Source organism: Roseateles sp. P5_D6 (assembly GCF_054049415.1).
In genome coordinates, this window is record NZ_JBFUMK010000001.1 from 1 (window position 1) to 15,664 (window position 15,664).

15 protein-coding genes are annotated in these 15,664 nt (G+C 69.4%); 6 read left to right on the forward strand and 9 right to left on the reverse strand.

The features are described from left to right. Positions 1 to 98: 98 nt before the first annotated feature. From ACXJKM_RS00005 to ACXJKM_RS00030, 6 genes are all read right to left on the reverse strand, one after another. Complete coding sequence (locus ACXJKM_RS00005; RefSeq protein WP_457349442.1) at positions 99 to 380, reverse strand: hypothetical protein; 282 nt, start codon at positions 378 to 380, stop codon at positions 99 to 101. 165 nt (positions 381 to 545) lie between these two features. Next, on the reverse strand, positions 546 to 1,181 hold the full coding sequence (locus ACXJKM_RS00010; protein WP_056198614.1) for an L-threonylcarbamoyladenylate synthase: 636 nt from the start codon (positions 1,179 to 1,181) through the stop codon (positions 546 to 548). Continuing rightward, positions 1,181 to 2,044, reverse strand: a complete 864-nt coding sequence (locus ACXJKM_RS00015) for a 3',5'-nucleoside bisphosphate phosphatase (protein ID WP_457349444.1) — start codon at positions 2,042 to 2,044, stop codon at positions 1,181 to 1,183. Before ACXJKM_RS00015 ends, ACXJKM_RS00010 begins: the two co-directional genes overlap by 1 nt. 105 nt (positions 2,045 to 2,149) lie before the next feature. Beyond that, complete coding sequence (locus tag ACXJKM_RS00020; RefSeq protein WP_457349446.1) at positions 2,150 to 3,964, reverse strand: bifunctional diguanylate cyclase/phosphodiesterase; 1,815 nt, start codon at positions 3,962 to 3,964, stop codon at positions 2,150 to 2,152. 104 nt (positions 3,965 to 4,068) lie between these two features. Next, the gene (recJ, locus tag ACXJKM_RS00025) at positions 4,069 to 5,796 is read right to left on the reverse strand and encodes a single-stranded-DNA-specific exonuclease RecJ (protein WP_457349448.1); all 1,728 of its coding nucleotides are present in this window, start codon (positions 5,794 to 5,796) and stop codon (positions 4,069 to 4,071) included. Next, positions 5,793 to 6,668: a hypothetical protein gene (locus ACXJKM_RS00030; RefSeq protein WP_457349450.1), complete on the reverse strand. Its 876-nt coding sequence runs from the start codon at positions 6,666 to 6,668 to the stop codon at positions 5,793 to 5,795. Before ACXJKM_RS00030 ends, recJ begins: the two co-directional genes overlap by 4 nt. A gap of 63 nt (positions 6,669 to 6,731) precedes the next feature. Here ACXJKM_RS00030 and ppk1 point away from each other — a divergent pair, with 63 nt between their 5' ends. Beyond that, positions 6,732 to 8,792 (forward strand): polyphosphate kinase 1, encoded by a 2,061-nt coding sequence (ppk1, locus tag ACXJKM_RS00035; protein ID WP_457349452.1) that lies wholly within the window; start codon positions 6,732 to 6,734, stop codon positions 8,790 to 8,792. A gap of 7 nt (positions 8,793 to 8,799) precedes the next feature. Then, positions 8,800 to 9,261, forward strand: a complete 462-nt coding sequence (gene sixA / locus ACXJKM_RS00040; RefSeq protein WP_457349454.1) for a phosphohistidine phosphatase SixA — start codon at positions 8,800 to 8,802, stop codon at positions 9,259 to 9,261. On the opposite strand, the gene ACXJKM_RS00045 is transcribed toward sixA, so the two are convergent. From ACXJKM_RS00045 to ACXJKM_RS00055, 3 genes are read right to left on the reverse strand one after another with little or no spacing between them, the layout of a single operon-like run. Then, positions 9,258 to 9,662, reverse strand: coding sequence for a GFA family protein (locus ACXJKM_RS00045; protein WP_056198595.1), 405 nt, complete (start codon positions 9,660 to 9,662; stop codon positions 9,258 to 9,260). The two genes, sixA and ACXJKM_RS00045, sit on opposite strands and share 4 nt — an antisense overlap. Positions 9,663 to 9,707: 45 nt before the next feature. Next, positions 9,708 to 10,232: a hypothetical protein gene (locus ACXJKM_RS00050; RefSeq protein ID WP_457349456.1), complete on the reverse strand. Its 525-nt coding sequence runs from the start codon at positions 10,230 to 10,232 to the stop codon at positions 9,708 to 9,710. Next, positions 10,229 to 11,719, reverse strand: coding sequence for a Ppx/GppA phosphatase family protein (locus ACXJKM_RS00055; RefSeq protein ID WP_056198589.1), 1,491 nt, complete (start codon positions 11,717 to 11,719; stop codon positions 10,229 to 10,231). Before ACXJKM_RS00055 ends, ACXJKM_RS00050 begins: the two co-directional genes overlap by 4 nt. A gap of 62 nt (positions 11,720 to 11,781) precedes the next feature. On the opposite strand from ACXJKM_RS00055, the gene ACXJKM_RS00060 reads away from it, so the two are divergent. The 4 genes from ACXJKM_RS00060 (at position 11,782) to ACXJKM_RS00075 (ending at position 15,658) form a co-directional block, all read left to right on the forward strand. Continuing rightward, entirely contained in the window at positions 11,782 to 12,642 is an 861-nt protein-coding gene (locus tag ACXJKM_RS00060) for a dienelactone hydrolase family protein (protein WP_457349458.1), read from the forward strand. A 69-nt stretch (positions 12,643 to 12,711) separates the two neighbouring features. Further along, positions 12,712 to 13,494 (forward strand): ZIP family metal transporter, encoded by a 783-nt coding sequence (locus tag ACXJKM_RS00065; RefSeq protein WP_056198584.1) that lies wholly within the window; start codon positions 12,712 to 12,714, stop codon positions 13,492 to 13,494. Further along, positions 13,481 to 14,527, forward strand: a complete 1,047-nt coding sequence (locus ACXJKM_RS00070; protein ID WP_457349460.1) for a helix-turn-helix domain-containing protein — start codon at positions 13,481 to 13,483, stop codon at positions 14,525 to 14,527. Before ACXJKM_RS00065 ends, ACXJKM_RS00070 begins: the two co-directional genes overlap by 14 nt. A gap of 96 nt (positions 14,528 to 14,623) precedes the next feature. After that, positions 14,624 to 15,658 (forward strand): alpha/beta hydrolase family protein, encoded by a 1,035-nt coding sequence (locus ACXJKM_RS00075; protein WP_457349462.1) that lies wholly within the window; start codon positions 14,624 to 14,626, stop codon positions 15,656 to 15,658. The last annotated feature ends 6 nt before the right edge of the window (positions 15,659 to 15,664 follow it).

The window sequence follows — 15,664 nt, forward strand, 5'->3', positions numbered from 1 at the left end:
GGCCGAGCCGAGTCGGCAGTACTGGCTCAGCAGTACTGGCGACTCGGCTCGACGGTGGTGGGACAGGACGTCATTCGCATGTTCAGACGGCGCCCGGCTCAGCCGCGCTTTGCGGTGGTCTTGGCGGCAGCCAGGGTCTGGCGGGCCAGGGTGGCTTCGCTGTAGCCGACGATCACGACGCGAGGCAGTTGAGCCACTTCACGCTGGGCGTGGCCGGTCACGACGACGCGCGGCAGCTGGGCGATCACTTGAGTTTCAGCGCGGACGGCCTTGCCGGTGACGACAACGCGTTCCAGCTTGACGGTGGGCTGCGGGGCGGCCTGGGCGGCAATGGCGGAGAAGGCAAGGACAGTGGCGGTGAAGGCAGTTTGCAGGCTCATGATGGACTCCGTTCGGTGGGTTTCGAACCGCGTGATTGCTTGTTCGATGGAGTCAGTTTCGGCAATGAGCCCGCGCCCTTCCAGGCCGCTGCGATCAAGCGCGAGAGCCGCCGGATGAAATGCAGGCGCGGCGGATGAACTGCGGGGAAATCCCGCGCAGCGGCATCAGTCCAGTTGCAGGCCCAGCCGGCCCAACTCGCCGCGCCCCTGGCGCACCAGCACGGGCTCGTCGCCCTGGCTCAGGTCCAGCACCGTGGTCGGCTGGGCCGGGCAGGCGCCGGCGTCCAGCACGAACTGGAGCTGGCGGTCCAGCCGGGCGCAGACGTCGGCGGCGTCGTTCATCGGCTCGGTCTCGCCGGGCGGAATCAGCGTCGTCGACAGCAGCGGTTCGCCGAACAGGGCCAGCAGCTCCTGGAGGACCTTGTGCTCTGGCACCCGCAGGCCGATGGTGCGCCGGCTCGGGTGGGAGAGCCGGCGCGGCACTTCCTTGGTGGCCGGCAGGATGAAGGTGTAGGCGCCGGGCGTGGCGAGCTTGAGGAGCCGGTACTGGCGGTTGTCCACCATCGCGTAGGTGGCCAGCTCCGACAGGTCGCGGCACAGCAGCGTCAGGTGGTGCTTGTCATCCACGCCGCGCACGCGGCGCAGGGCTTCGGCTGCACCCTTGTCGTTGAGGTGGCAGACAAAGGCATAGCTGGAGTCGGTCGGCACGGCACCGATGCCGCCGGCCTGCAGCATCTGCGCGCACTGGCGCAGGAAGCGCGGCTGGGGGTTGTCGGGGTGGACTTCGAAGAGCTGGGCCATCAGTGATGAATCCGACCAGCCAGTTCAGCCCACACCGGTGTCAGCTTGGCCGGCAGCGGTGGCAGCGTGCCCAGGTCGATGCGGCTTTCCTCGGGGCAGTGAAAGTCCGAGCCGCGGGAGGCCAGCAGGCCGAACTCGACGGCTGTATCGGCGTATTGAACGAACTCCGCCGGTGTGTGGCTGCCGGTCACGACCTCGATGCCGCGCCCGCCGTGGGCCATGAACTCGGTGATCAATGCGTACTCTTCCGTCGGCGTGAAGCCATAGCGGCCCGGATGGGCGATGACGGCGACGCCGCCGGCGCGGGTGATCCAGCCTACTGCGTCTTTCAGCGCCGCCCACTTGTGCGGCACGAAACCGGGCTTGCCCTCGGTCAGGAAGCGGCGGAAGACCTCGGGAATGTCGCTGCAATGGCCGGCCTCGACGAGGAAGCGCGCGAAATGGGTGCGCGAGATCAGGTCAGGGTTGCCGACGTACTTCAGCGCGCCCTCGAAGGCGCCGTGGATGCCCACCTCGGCCAGGCCGGCTGCCATTTCCCGGGCGCGCGGTTCGCGGCCGCCGCGGGTGGCGCGCAACCCCTCGATGATCTCGGGCGCCTCATGGTCGAAGCCCAGGCCGACGATGTGCACGACGCGGCCGGCGAAGCTGACCGAGATCTCGGTGCCGGTCAGGTAGGCCAGGCCGTTCGCCCGTGCCGCGGCGATGGCGCGGGTCTGGCCGCCGATCTCGTCATGGTCGGTCAGCGACCACAGCGCCACGCCGCCCGCCTTGGCTCGTTCGGCCAGGGCCTCGGGCGTCAACGTGCCATCCGAAATCACGGAATGGCAGTGCAGGTCGGCGTTCAGGGTGGGGTCGAGGTTCACCACGCCATTGTAGGAAGCGCTTCTCACCCCTCCTGCTCAAGCGGCCTTCCGGTGGCCCTGACCCTGACGTGAGCGCAAGCGCAAGTTGCTGGTGGCGGAAAAAGCTCAGGCCGCGAGCAGGGCGCGCTGCGGCGTGCGGCGGTCGACAAAAAAGCGGCTGCCGCCGGCGCGCCCTTTGGCGACGCGCTTGGGTTCGGCCAGGGCGGCGCTCAGCGCGTGGGCGCTGTCGAAACTGCCGGGCAGATGCAGTACCGCGCCGGCCGAGATGGTGGGCAGCGGGTGGAAGCTGGGCTGGTTCTGCCGGTTCAGCGTGATGTAGCCACCAGCGGTCAGGTGTTCGGCGGAGAAGAAGCTGCGCACGCCGGCATCGAAGGCCTGGCAGACGCGGGTGAGCCTGTCCTCCCAGTCGGTGCTGCCCAGCACCATGACGAAATCGTCGCCGCCGATGTGGCCGACGAAGTCCAATTGCGGGTCGGCGGCCTGGGTCAGCACGCGGGCTGCCAGGCGGATGATGTCGTCGCCGATGCGGTAGCCGTAGACGTCGTTGAAGGGCTTGAAGTGGTCGATGTCCCACACCACCGCGGCAAAAGTCTCGGCCGCCTCGATGAGGCGGTCCAGGTGGTTGTCGATGGGTACATTGCCAGGCAGCAGCGTCAGCGGGTTGGCGTAGCGCGCCGAATGCACCTGCAGGTCGGACACGGCTTTGAGCAGGTCGGAGCTGCGGCCCGAGCCGAGGTAGCAGCCGTCGCGCGTGACGATGAAGCCGTCGACGAGCAAGCGCTCGTCGAGGTTGGCCATGGCGTCGCTCATTGCGCGCAGCGGCGTGCTGACGTCAAACACGAGCGGGTTGGCGTCCATCAGCTCGACGCAGCTGCGCTTGTCGAAGATGTCCATGAAATAACGCTCGGTGCTGCGCTTGAGCACATGCAGGGAGCGCAGCACGCCAATCGGCCGCTGCTGGGCGTCCAGCACGGGGATGGCGAGCAGTTGCTCGTCGCGGTGGAAGAGGTCGACGACGCTGCGGCAGTTGGTCTCGGGCGTGACGGTCAGGCTGCGGCGGGCCAGCTGCGCGGCGCTGCTGATGGCGCCTTGGCCCAGTGGCAGGGCCAGGTCGTTCTGCAGCAGGCGCGGCTGGGCGTCGGCGGCCAGGCGCCCGCTCCACTGCGCGCTCAGGGATGCACGCGGCGCCGCGCTTGGGCGAGCGAACAGATAGCCCTGGCAGATGGTCAGCCCCAACCGGCGCAGCACGTCCAGGTCGGGCTCCTGCTCCAGACCCTCGGCGACCACTTCGCAGCCGCTGGTGGCGGCCATCTCGACGATGGAGCGCACAAACTGCTGCTTCAGCGGCTCCTGGGCGATGCCGTCGATGAAGTGGCGGTCGATCTTGACGAAGTCCGGCCGCATCTCCATCCAGCGGCGCAGCGAGGCAAAGCCCTCGCCGAGGTCATCCAGCGCCACACGAAATCCGAGGTCGCGCAGCGCCTGCAGCGCGTCGTCGAGCTGGGCCAGGTCCTCGATGGGGCGGGTTTCGGTCAGCTCGATGACGACGCGCGAGGTCGGCAGGCCCAGCTCGGCCAGCTCCCGCGCCAGCAGGCCGGCATGCTCGCGGGCGCCGAGCAGGGTGTCGGCTGTCACGTTCAGGAAGAGCTGGCCCGGCAGGCCCAGGGCCTTGAATCGCTGGATGGCGCGGCGCACGATGAGGTGTTCCAGCTCGACGAGGCGGCCCAGCCGGGCGGCGGCCTCGAACAGCACCAGGGGCGAATGCAGCGGGCCGTCGGCAGGCGCGCGGGTCAGCGCCTCGAAACCAAAGATGTCGGCGCGGTCGATGGCGACCAGAGGCTGGAAATGAATGTCAAAACTTCGCTGCTGGATCAGGCGATCCAGAGCATCGGCAAGGGGATCGGGCGCGGTGGCGCGCATGGGAAGGCTCCGGGCTGGCTGGCGCCGCGGATTCTTGAAATCTCCCGTGACAATCCGGTGACTTGGGGTGGCAGGGCGCGCGACGCTGCCAACTTCGTCACATCTCAGGTGTCAGCACACGCCTCGACGACGTACTGGACGCGCTGCTGGCCCTGCCATTCGTCCAGGCTCAGCCGGTAGGCCAGCGTGACGCGCTCCGGCAGCATGTCGACGTGGTTGAACCAGATGGCGTCGATGAGCTGGCCGCCGCGGCGCAGGCGCAGCTTCAGATGCTTCTCGCCAACGAGGCGCTGCGAGATCAGCTCGAAGCGATCACAGAACACCGGCGCCTCGAAGCCCTGGCCCCAGACCTGGGCGTCCAGCAGGCGTGCGGTCTCGGCCGTGGCGGCATCGGGCGCGAGCGAGCCGTCATGGCGCAGCGTGCGGGTCAGGTCCTGCTCGTTGAGCCATTCCTCGGCCACGCGCGCGAAGGCCAGCGCGAAGCGGTTCACGTCGTCGACCGCCAGCGTCGCGCCGGCCGCCATCGCATGGCCGCCGAACTTGGACAGCAACTCGGGCTCACGCTTGCTGACGAGGTCCAGCGCATCGCGCAGATGGAAGCCGGGGATGGAGCGGCCCGACCCCTTGAGGTTGCCGTCGGTGCCGCGCGCGAAGACGAAGGTGGGGCGGTGCACGCGGTCCTTGATCCGCGACGCGACGATGCCGACGACACCCTCGTGGAAGTCGGCATCGAACAGCGCCACCGCGGGGGGCAGGGCGCCTTGCAGCGCCTCGACCAGGGCATCCAGCCGCGCCTCTGCCATCTCGCGCATGCCGCTCTCGATCTCGCGGCGCTCGCGGTTGATGGCGTCGAGCTGGGTGGCGAGCTGCAGCGCCCGCTCGGGGTCATCGGTGGTCAGTGTCTCGATGCCCAGCGTCATGTCGGCCAGGCGGCCGGCCGCGTTGATGCGCGGCCCGAGCGCAAAGCCCAGGTCGAAGCCCTGGGCTTTGCTGGCGTCGCGCTTGGACGCGCTGAAGAGCGCCATGACGCCTGGCTGCGCGCGGCCGGCGCGCATGCGCTTGAGGCCTTGGGCGACGAGGCGGCGGTTGTTGGCGTCGAGCTTGACGACGTCGGCGACGGTGCCAAGAGCCACGAGGTCGAGCAGGCCGTCCAGGCGCGGCACCTCCGTGAACGCGCCTCGGGAGCGGAGTTCAGCGCGCAGGCCCATCAGCACATAGAAGGCCACACCGACGCCGGCCAGCGACTTGCTCGCGAAGGTGCAGCCCGGCTGGTTGGGGTTGACGATTGCCGAGGCGTCCGGGACGACGACGACGCCATCGACCAGAGCTGGCAGGTGATGGTCGGTGACCAGCACCTTCAGCCCCTGGGCGCGGGCGTGCGCCACGCCGGCGAGGCTGGCGATGCCGTTGTCCACCGTCACGAGCAGGGAGGGCTGCTGCGCCATCGCCAGGTCGACGATGGTGGGCGTCAGCCCGTAGCCGTGCACGGCGCGGTCCGGCACGACATAGCCGAGCTGCTCGGGCTGCGCGCCGAGCAGGCGCAGGCCGCGCAGCATGACGGCGCAGGCGGTGGCGCCGTCGCAGTCGTAGTCGGCCACGATGACGAGGCGCTCGCCGCCCTGGATGGCGTCGGCCAGCAGCCGGCCGGCCTCCAGCAGGCCTTTCAGGTCGGTGGGCGGCAGCAACTGGGCCAGGCTCTCGTCCAGCTCGCCCGCCTCGCGCACGCCGCGGGCCGCGAGCAGGCGGGCCATCAGGGGTGCGACGCCGGCCTGCTCGAGCGCCCAGGCCGTGCGCGGCGGCACGTCGCGTTCGACAAGACGAGGTGAAGTCATAGCGCCTCCAACACGGCGCTCACATCGGGCGTCTGCCAGCGCCGCTTCAGCCTGTCGATGAAGGACAGCGGCCGGGTCGTGAAACGACGCGCGAATCGTTCGCCGCACAGTGTCAGGCTGGTCAGGGGCTGTGCCAGCGGCCCGGCGTCCAGGCGCTGCCAGGCCTCGGCCCAGGCCGCGAGGTCGCCGTTGAGCAGCGGCTCGGTCAGGCGGGCATCGACCGTCACGTCGGCGGCCTTGCCGTTGCTGCGGCCAATGTCGCCGATCCAGACCGAGTTGACGGGATGCTCGCCGCGTGCTTCCCGCTCGAGGTTCAGTGCGTGCTCATGCAGCAGCATCTGGGCCTCGTTCTGCCAGCGGCGCAGCACGCGGCTTTGCGGCAGCCAGGGCTCGATGGGCCGGCCGCCGGCGCGCTCGATGCTGGCAGCGCGCAGGTCATCCAGCGCTGTGGTGTGGCCAATAGCCCAGTGCGTGGCGTCCAGCAGCCGCCATTGCCAGCCTTCGGACTCGGGCCAGAGTTCGCGCAGCAGCGCCGTGAAGCGCGCCGCGTCGGATTCGGAGAGTCGCAGCGCCGCCGGCGGCAGCACATCGACGCCATCGCTGCCGACGGCCAGGTGCACGGGGCTCATCAGCGCCCAGGCCAGTTCGGGCCCGGCCTCGACGGCCCAGGCCGCGGCGCTTGGCTCGGCTTGCTGGCGCAGCGCTGCCAGCGCGATGTGATGCGGCGGCTGCGGCGATAGCTCGTCGCTCCCCCAGGTCTCGGCCGGAGTGAGCCGGTTCAGCTGCGCAGCCAGGTTGGGCAGGGGCAGGGTGCCGAAGGCATGCCGCGCGGCTTCGTCCAGCGCGCTGGCATGGGGGATCATCAGATGCATGGGCCTGGATTATCCCGGGGGCATTTCAAGCCGTTGTCACACAAGCTTCATACACTTTTCTTCATGACCGACCCGACCCCGCTGAAGCTGCTCAACCGTGAGCAGGCCATTCTTGAATTCAATCGTCGCGTCCTTGCCCAGGCCCAGCGTGAAGATGTGCCGCTGCTGGAGCGGCTGCGCTATGTCTGCATCGTGTCGAGCAACCTCGACGAGTTCTTCGAGGTGCGCTTCGCCGACATGCTGGAGGCCGTGCGCGATCCGCTCAGCACCGTGACAAGCCAGGACGTCGAACGCGTCGGCCGCGCGGCGCACACGCTGATCGACGAGCAATACCTGATCTTCAACGAGCAGCTCACGCCGCTGCTGCGCAAGCGGCGCATCGTCGTGCTCAACCACGCCGACCGCGACGAGCCGCAGCGGCACTGGGTGGCCAAGTATTTCGAGCGCGAGGTCAGGCCGCTGCTGGTGCCCGTGGGGCTGGACCCGGCCCACCCCTTCCCGCAGGTGGCCAACAAGTCGCTGCACTTCATCATGAGGCTGTCGGGCAAGGACGCCTTCGGCCGCGACAACCGCATCGCCATCGTCAAGGTGCCGCGTGTGCTGCCGCGCGTCATCAAGCTGCCGGCCAACCTGAGCGACGGCCGCCAGGCCTTCGTGCTGCTGACCAGCGTCATCCGCGCCCACCTGGAAGATCTCTTTCCCGGCCGCAAGGTCGAGGCCTTCTCGCAGTTCCGCGTCACACGCGACTCCGACCTGGAAGTGGATGAGGAGGAGATCGCCAATCTGCGCCACGCGCTGCGCTCCGGGCTGACGACGCGCCATTTCGGCCGCGCGGTGCGGCTGGAGGTGGTCAACACCTGCCCGGCCGAGCTGTCGGAGTTCCTGCTCGAGCAGTTCGGCCTGCCGAATGCGGCGCTCTACCGCGTCAACGGCCCCGTCAACCTGGTGCGGCTGAACGAGCTGATCGACCAGACCGACGCGCCGCCGCTGCGCTTCACGCCCTTTGAACCGGCCTGGCCGACCGGCCGGCTGCCGCGCCATAAGTCCATCTTCGAGAAGCTCAAGAAGGGCGATGTGCTGCTGCACCATCCCTTTGAGAGCTTCGACCCCGTCGTGCAGATGCTGCGCGAGGCGGTGGTCGACCCCGAGGTGCTGGCCATCAAGCAGACCATCTACCGCACGGGCGCCAAGTCGGAGCTGATGGACCTGCTGATCGAGGCGGCGCGGCGTGGCAAGGAGGTCATGGCCGTCGTGGAGCTGAAGGCGCGCTTCGACGAGGAAGCCAACATCAACTGGGCCGAGCGCCTGGAGGCCGTCGGCGCCCAGGTCGTCTACGGCATCGTCGGCTACAAGACCCACGCCAAGCTGCTGCTGATCACGCGGCGCGAGAACGGCAAGCTGCGCCGCTACGGCCACATCTCCACCGGCAACTACAACCCCAAGACGGCGCGGCTTTACACCGACCTCGGCCTGCTGACGGCCGATGCCGACCTGACGGCCGATGCCGATTCGGTGTTTCGCCAGCTCGCGTCCCTGGGCAAATTCAAGGCGCTGCGACGCATGCTGCTGGCGCCCTTCAACATGCACAGCCGCATGCTGGAGCTGCTGGCCCAGGTGGAGGCCGCGGCCCTGGCCGGCTACAAGGGCGCGCGCGTCGTCGTGAAGATCAACGCGCTGACCGATGCCGAGCTCATCCACGGCCTGCTGCGCACGGCCCAGGCCGGCGCCAAGGTCGACCTCATCGTGCGCGGCGCCTGCATGCTGCCGCCGGGGCTGCCCGGCGTCAGCGACAACATCGTCGTGCGCTCCGTCGTCGGGCGCTTCCTGGAGCACACGCGGGTGCTGTATTTCCGCTGGGCAGAGGGCACCGAGGCTGACCCTGGCGAGGCGCTCTTCCTGTCCAGCGCCGACTGGATGAGCCGCAACATGTTCCGCCGCATCGAGGTGGCCTGGCCGGTGCAGGACGCGCGCCTGCGCCAGCGCATCGTCGACGAGGCGCTGCAGCCCTATCTGCACGACACCATGGACGCCTGGCAGCTCGGCCCGGATGGCCGCTCGGCGCGCATCAGCGACAGCGGCGTCAGCGCCCAGCAGGCCCTGATGCGGCGCTATTCAGAAGGGTAGACCCGCCATGGACCTGATCCTGTGGCGCCACGCCGAAGCCGAAGTCATCGCCCCTGGCCAGGATGACCTGCAGCGCGCGCTGACCCCCAAGGGCGAGCGCCAGGCCCGGCGCATGGCGGCCTGGCTCAACCATCGCCTGGCCGCGACGACGCGCGTGCTCGTCAGCCCTGCACTGCGCTGCCGGCAGACGGCCGAGGCCCTGGGCCGCGAGGTGCGCATCCTGCCGCCCATCGCGCCCGATGCGCCGATCTCGGCCCTCATCGAGGCCTCGCGCTGGCCCAAGTCGGTTGAGCCGGTGCTGATCTGCGGCCACCAGCCGACGCTGGGCCTATTGGCTGCCCATTTGCTGGCCGGCGTGGACCAGGAATGGGCCGTCAAGAAGGGCGCCGTGTGGTGGCTGCGCTGGCGCCAGCGCGACGGCGAACCCGAGGTGACGCTGCACGCCGTCCAGGGGCCCGATGCGCTTTAGAGGTGTCGAACCTCTTCGGGCTTGTTCCACCAGTTGTTGTGCAGCCCGTCGTAGTACTGCACCGGCGCCGCGACCAGCTCCTCGGCCGGCACATCATCGAGGCAATTCACCTTGACCGACACGAAGGCGCCGCCGACCTGTTCGATGTAGCCGTGACCATAGGAGCGCACGCCGCAGGTCTTGCAGAACAGGTTGTGCACGCTGTTCGAGCCGAACTGGTAGTCGCTCTGCGCGTCCTCGCCGGCCAGCAGCCGGAAGGCGTCGGGCTTGACGCTGGCGCTCCAGTTGCGCGTCTTGAAGCAGATCGAACAGTTGCAGCGGCCGGTGCCGGCGGCGAGGTCGAGGTCGACTTCGAAGCGCACGGCCTTGCAATGGCAGCTGCCGGTATAGGTCTTGAGCATGGCGGTCTCCGGGTGTGGAGCCGGCATGTTCGCTCAGTCGTGCTGTCAGCGGCTGGCAGCAGAGGCTGGTGCCGCTGGCGGAGTGAGGACGACGCGCACGCGCGAGCCCGTGCGCGGCACATGGCCCATCAGTTCCTGGCGCTGCCAGGCATAGAACTCGGCGATGCGCAGCTTGGCCGGGGGCTGTTTCCAGCTGCCGCGCCAGTGCACGGTCCAGACGTACTCCGGCAGATAGCCGGCAGCGTCGATGCGCATCAGCGTGTCCATGTAGGCGTTGGACTTGGGCGCCTTTTGCAGCAGCTCCCGCCAGATGACGAGCAGCGTCCGGCGCGCGGTCATCTCACCTTCGAAGCTGGGTTCCAGGATGCCCAGCGGTGCCTGTGCCAGCGCACCGCTCTGGCTGGCCCAGTTGGCCAGACCGACGCCATAGGCCAGCCAGACGACGCTTTCGGTGGGATCGTCCGACGAGTCGATTTCGATCGCGGTCGATTTGCCGGCGTCTTCGCCCCAGGCGGGCAGCGCGACGCAGAGCGCCGCGAGGCAGGCGAGCAGCCGGCGACGCGAGCTCACGCCACGACGAGTTCGAGCAGCCCGCTGCGGGCCCAGGTCTCGGCCTCTTCCTTCAGCAGGAAGCGCGTGCGCGCTTGGCCGGCCGACCCGCCCTTGGGCAGTTGCAGCGTGAGCCGCTTGCCGTCGCGCGCCAGTCCGGGGCTGCCTGGTGCCTCCGTGCGGGCATGGCAGAGGATGACGGCCAGACGCAGCGCAATGAGCTGGTCCAGCAAGCTGGGATCGCTCAGCTGCGCTTCCAGCTTGCGCAGGCCACCGCGCTGGCCCAGGGCCAGGCCCGCCAGCCGCTGCAACTGGTTGGTTGAGAAGCCCGCCGCGTCGACATGGGCGATGACATAGGCGCTGTGGCGGTGGTGGTCGTGGTGGGAGACCAGCATGCCAACTTCATGCAGGGCCGCGGCCCAGCTCAACTCGCGCAGCAGCTCAGGCGCGGGCTTGAGCGTGAGCTGGTGGTAGAACAGCTCGGCCTGGCTGGCCACACGCTCGGCCTGCGCCATGTCCACGGCAAAGCGCTCCTGCAGCTCGGCGACGGAGTCCGCCCGCGGGTCGCGCGCGCCGCTGGGCTGCAGGCGCTCTACCAGATCGAAAATGACGCCCTGGCGCAGCGCGCCCTTGGTGGGCAGCAGCTCCTCGATGCCGAACTGGTTCAGCAGCGTGTAGAGGATGCACAGGCCACCGGCGACGACAGGACGGCGGTCGTCCTTGAGCCCAGGCAGTTGCAGCTTGTCCTGCGAGCCGGCCGCCAGGCATTGGGCGATGCACCAGCGCAGCGCGTCCGGCGTGATGCGGCCGTCGGTCTTGCCGCTGGCTGCCAGGATCTGCGACACCGCGCCAACCGTACCCGAGGAACCCAGGGCTTCCTGCCAGAGCTCGGGGCGGAACAGCGTCAGCGCTTCTTCCAGCTCGGCGCCGGCAGCCACCTGGGCGGCGCGGAAGGCCTCGGCCGTGTAGCGGCCGTCGGCGAAGAAGCGCACCGACAGCCCGACGCTGCCAACGCCGAAGGACTCGGCCAGCAGCGGCTTGCGGCCGCGGCCCAGGATCATCTCGGTGGAGCGGCCGCCGATGTCGATGACCAGGCGGGGCTTGTCGGAGGGCTGCAGCCGGGCGACGCCGGCAAAGATCAGCCGCGCTTCCTCGCGGCCGGCAATGACCTCGATGGGATGGCCAAGCACGGCCTGGGCGCGGGCCAGGAAGGCGTTGCGGTTGCGCGCCTCGCGCAGGGTCTGCGTCGCAACGGCGCGGATGCGTTCGGGCGCGATGCCGACGAGCTGCTCGCCGAAGCCCTGCAGGCAATTCAGGCCGCGCTGCATGGCCTCTTCGGTCAGCATGCCCTGTGCGTCCAGGCCGGCGCCCAGGCGCACGGCCTCCTTGATGTAGCTGACGCGCTGGTAGCGCTCGCCCGACAACCGGGCCAATTCCAGGCGGAAGCTGTTGGAGCCGATGTCGATGGAGGCCCAGATTCGGCCGGCTGGATCAGGGCGCGTCGTCATGGCGGCGGATTGTCGGGGCAAAATTTGACGCTCCCTTCGTATCTCACTCTGGAGCCCCCACCTTGAAAGACGAGATCGACAGCCTCGCGCCGTCCCGCGACTTCAGCCGCCGCAGCTTTGTGCAGACGACGGTGGGTAGCGGCTTCGCGGCCGCCGTGCTGCCGGTGACGGCCCAGACGATCTCCACCGACACGGCGGGCCTGGAGGCGGGCCCGGTCAGCATCCCCGTGGGCGACTTCCAGATGCCGGCCTACCGGGCGGCGCCCGTCGGCCGGAAGAACCTGCCGGTCGTGCTGGTGGCCTGCGAGATCTTCGGCGTGCATGAGCACATCGCGGACGTCTGCCGGCGGCTGGCCAAGCAGGGCTACCTGGCCATCGCGCCCGAGCTGTTCGCACGCCACGGCGATGCCGGCGCCTACACCGACATTCCCAAGCTGGTCAGCGAGGTCGTCGCCAAGGCGGCCGACGTCCAGGTCAACGGCGACCTGGACGCCACGGTCGCCTGGGCGGCGGCGAACGGCGGTGATCCCGCCAAGCTGGCCATCACCGGCTTTTGCTGGGGTGGGCGCACGACCTGGTCCTATGCGGCCCACAACCCCAGGCTGACGGCTGCAGCCGCCTGGTACGGCCCGGTGGCACGCAACTACAACGCTGGCGACAAGACTGTCGTCGAGCGCGCCGCGAGCATCAAGGCGCCGGTGCTGGCGCTGTACGGCGCGGCCGATGGCGGCATCCCGGTCGAGACGCTGACCCAGCTCGAAGCCGCGCTCAAGGCGGCGGGCAACACGAAATGCGAGTTCGTCGTCTACCCCGACACGCCGCACGGCTTCTATGCCGACTACCGCCCCAGCTACCGCAAGGTCGCGGCCGACGACGCCTGGGCGCGGGCATTGGCCTGGTTCAAGAAATGTGGTGTGGCTTGACCCGTCTGCTACGCTGACCGCCCTCGGGCCGCAGTCCATGGCTGTGGCCCGTTGCTTTTGCCTGATTCCATGACCCTTCTCTACATCGTGCTCGCCACCTTCGCGGGCGGGCTGCTGTCGGTGCTCGTTGCCGCGAGCCTGACCGTCGGCGTGCTGACCCGCCTCGTCAAGAGCCTCGTCAGCCTGTCGGCCGGCATCCTGCTGGGCACGTCGCTGCTGAACGTGCTGCCCGAGGCCTTCGAGAGCCACACGGCCAAACCGCAGGTGCTGTTCGCCGTGCTGCTGGGCGGCCTGCTGTTCTTCTGGCTGCTGGAGAAGGTGGAGCTTTACCGCCACGTCCACCATCACGAGGGCGACGGCCACCATCACCACCACCACTTCGACGCCGAGCAGGCCGGCCGCGGCGGCCTGACCGTGCTGGTGGGCGACAGCATCCACAACTTCTGCGACGGCGCCATCATCGCGGCCGCCTTCCTGGCCGACACGCGGCTGGGCTTCGCCACGGCGCTGGCCATCGTCGCCCACGAGATCCCGCAGGAGGTGGGCGACTACATCGTGCTGCTCAACGCCGGCTTCAGCCGCGGCAAGGCGCTGCTGTTCAACGCGATCTCGGGCATGGCGGCGGTCGTCGGCGGCGTGCTGGGCTACTTCCTGATCGGCGGCTTCGAGGGTGTGCTGCCCTATCTGCTGGTGCTGGCGTCCAGCAGCTTCATCTACATCTCGGTGGCCGACCTGCTGCCCCAGCTGCAGCAGCGCCTGGCCTGGCGCGAGACCTTTGCCCAGGTCGCGTGGCTGGGCGTGGGCCTGGGCGTGGCCTTCGCGGTGTCCCAACTGCTGCATGGCACTCATTGACGCAGGGTTGCGCGGCGCGCTGGTTGCCGTGCTGATCCTCGTTGTGCTGGTGCTGCTGCCGCATTGGCGGCATGCACGGCACGCCGATCTCGTGCGCACGGGCATCGCGCTGTCGCTGTCCTCCGCCGTGCAGGCGGTTTCTGCCTCGCCCTGGGTCGAGCACGAGCTGCGCTGCGCCGTCCAGGCGCCTGGCATCGGCATCTCGCTCGGCTCTGCCGTGCTGTTCTGGCTGTTCGCGCGCGCCGTTTTCGAGGACGGCTTTCGCCTGCGCGCCTGGCATGGCGTGCTGTGGGCCGCCGTCGCGCTGTTCGGCGCGACGATCTGCCTGTGGTGGGGTTGGTGGCCCGCCTTCGTGCTGTTGCGGGCCTTGCCCATCGCTTTCGCGGCACTGGGCCTGGCCGCCGTGGTGGGGCCATGGCGGGCGGACCTCGTCGAAAAGCGCCGGCGCCTGCGCGGCCTCGTCGTCGGCGGCGGCGCAAGCTACGCCGTCGTCATGGTGGCCCTGCGTATCGGCTCACCGAACGGCACGTTGAGCGGCGCCGCCGCGCTTGGCGACGTGGCCATGATGCTGACGCTGACCAGCCTCGTCGCCTGGCAACTGTTGCGGCCGCGCGTGTCGGGTCTGTGGGACGAAGACGTCGCGCCGCCGCCACCTCCCGCGCTGCCGGCCGAGGACCCGCAGGACCGGGCGTTAGCCGCCGCGCTGGCCATGCTGATGGGCGAGGGCCGCGGCTACGCACAGGAGGGTTTGAGCCTGGCCAGCCTGGCCGAGCAGCTCGGCACGCCGGAGTACCGGCTGCGCCGCGTCATCAACCAGGGCCTGGGCCACCGCAACTTCAATGCCTTCGTCAACGGCCTGCGCCTGCTTGAGGCCAAGCGCCGCCTGGCCGATCCGGCCGAGCGCGGCCTTCCGGTGCTGACCATTGCGCTGGACGTCGGTTTCGGCTCCATCGGCCCCTTCAACCGCGCCTTCAAGGCCGATACCGGCCTGACGCCCACCGAATTCCGCCAGAAAGCGCTGGCCGATTCTTAAAAAGCAGCGCCGAAACCTGCAAAGCGCGGGTTTCGGCCAGACATAGCGGGCAGGGTGGCCGAGGCTGAGGGCTTCTCAACTTCCGAGGAGCCAGCCATGTTCTTCCGCTTCCTGCTCACCAGCCTGGCGCTGAGTGCCTCCGCGCACGCCGCCACCGTCGGCACACTGACTCTGCCCGCCGACGATGACGGCGGCGCCGTCACGCTGTTCTATCCCACCGCCGCCGCCGGCCGGCCTGAAACGCGCGGCGACCTGCAGCTGATGCTGGCACCCGACGCGCCACCGGCCCCCGGCAATGGCCGCCTCATCGCCATCTCGCACGGCTCGGGCGGCGGCCCGTGGGTGCACACCACCCTGGCCAAGGCCCTCGTCGAGGCCGGCTTCACGGTCGTGCTGCCCCTGCACCGCGGCGACAACTGGACTGACCCCGGCCGCCCCGGCCCCGACAGCTGGAAACAGCGCCCCGCCGAGATCAGCCATGCCATCGACCGCGTTGCCGCCGACCCACGCTTTGCCGGCCTGAAGCTGGACCGCGTCGGCGGCTTCGGCATGTCGGCCGGTGGCCACACCATGCTCAGCCTGGCCGGCGGCGCCTGGTCGCCCGAGCGCTTTCGCGCCCATTGCGAGAAGGACCTCGCGGAAGACTTCTACAGCTGCATCGGCCTGGCCACGCGGCTGACCGGCGGTGCGCTGGATGGCCTCAAGCTCTGGGTGGCCCGGCACGTGCTCGACTGGAAGTTCCGTGACGCGACGCCGCAGGTCCACAACGACCCGCGCATCGCCGCCGTCGTGGCCGGCGTGCCGGCGGCAGCCGACTTCGATCTGGCGACCCTCGCCAAGCCGCGCGTGCCACTGGGCCTGATCACCGCCGATGGAGACCGCTGGCTGCTGCCGCGTTTTCACAGCGACCCGCTGCTGGCCGCCTGCCAGGGCTGCGAGTTGATCGCTGCGCTGCAAGGCGCCGGCCATGGCGCATTGCTGGCACCGCCGCCGCCGGCCGACAACCTTGGCCGCCTGGAATGCGACCTGCTGTGCGACCCGCCGGGGTTTGATCGGCCGACGACGACGGCGTTATGGGTAGAGCGAACGGTGGGCTTCTTTCGCAGGCATTTGCTTGGCGCCGAGATGTGACAATTT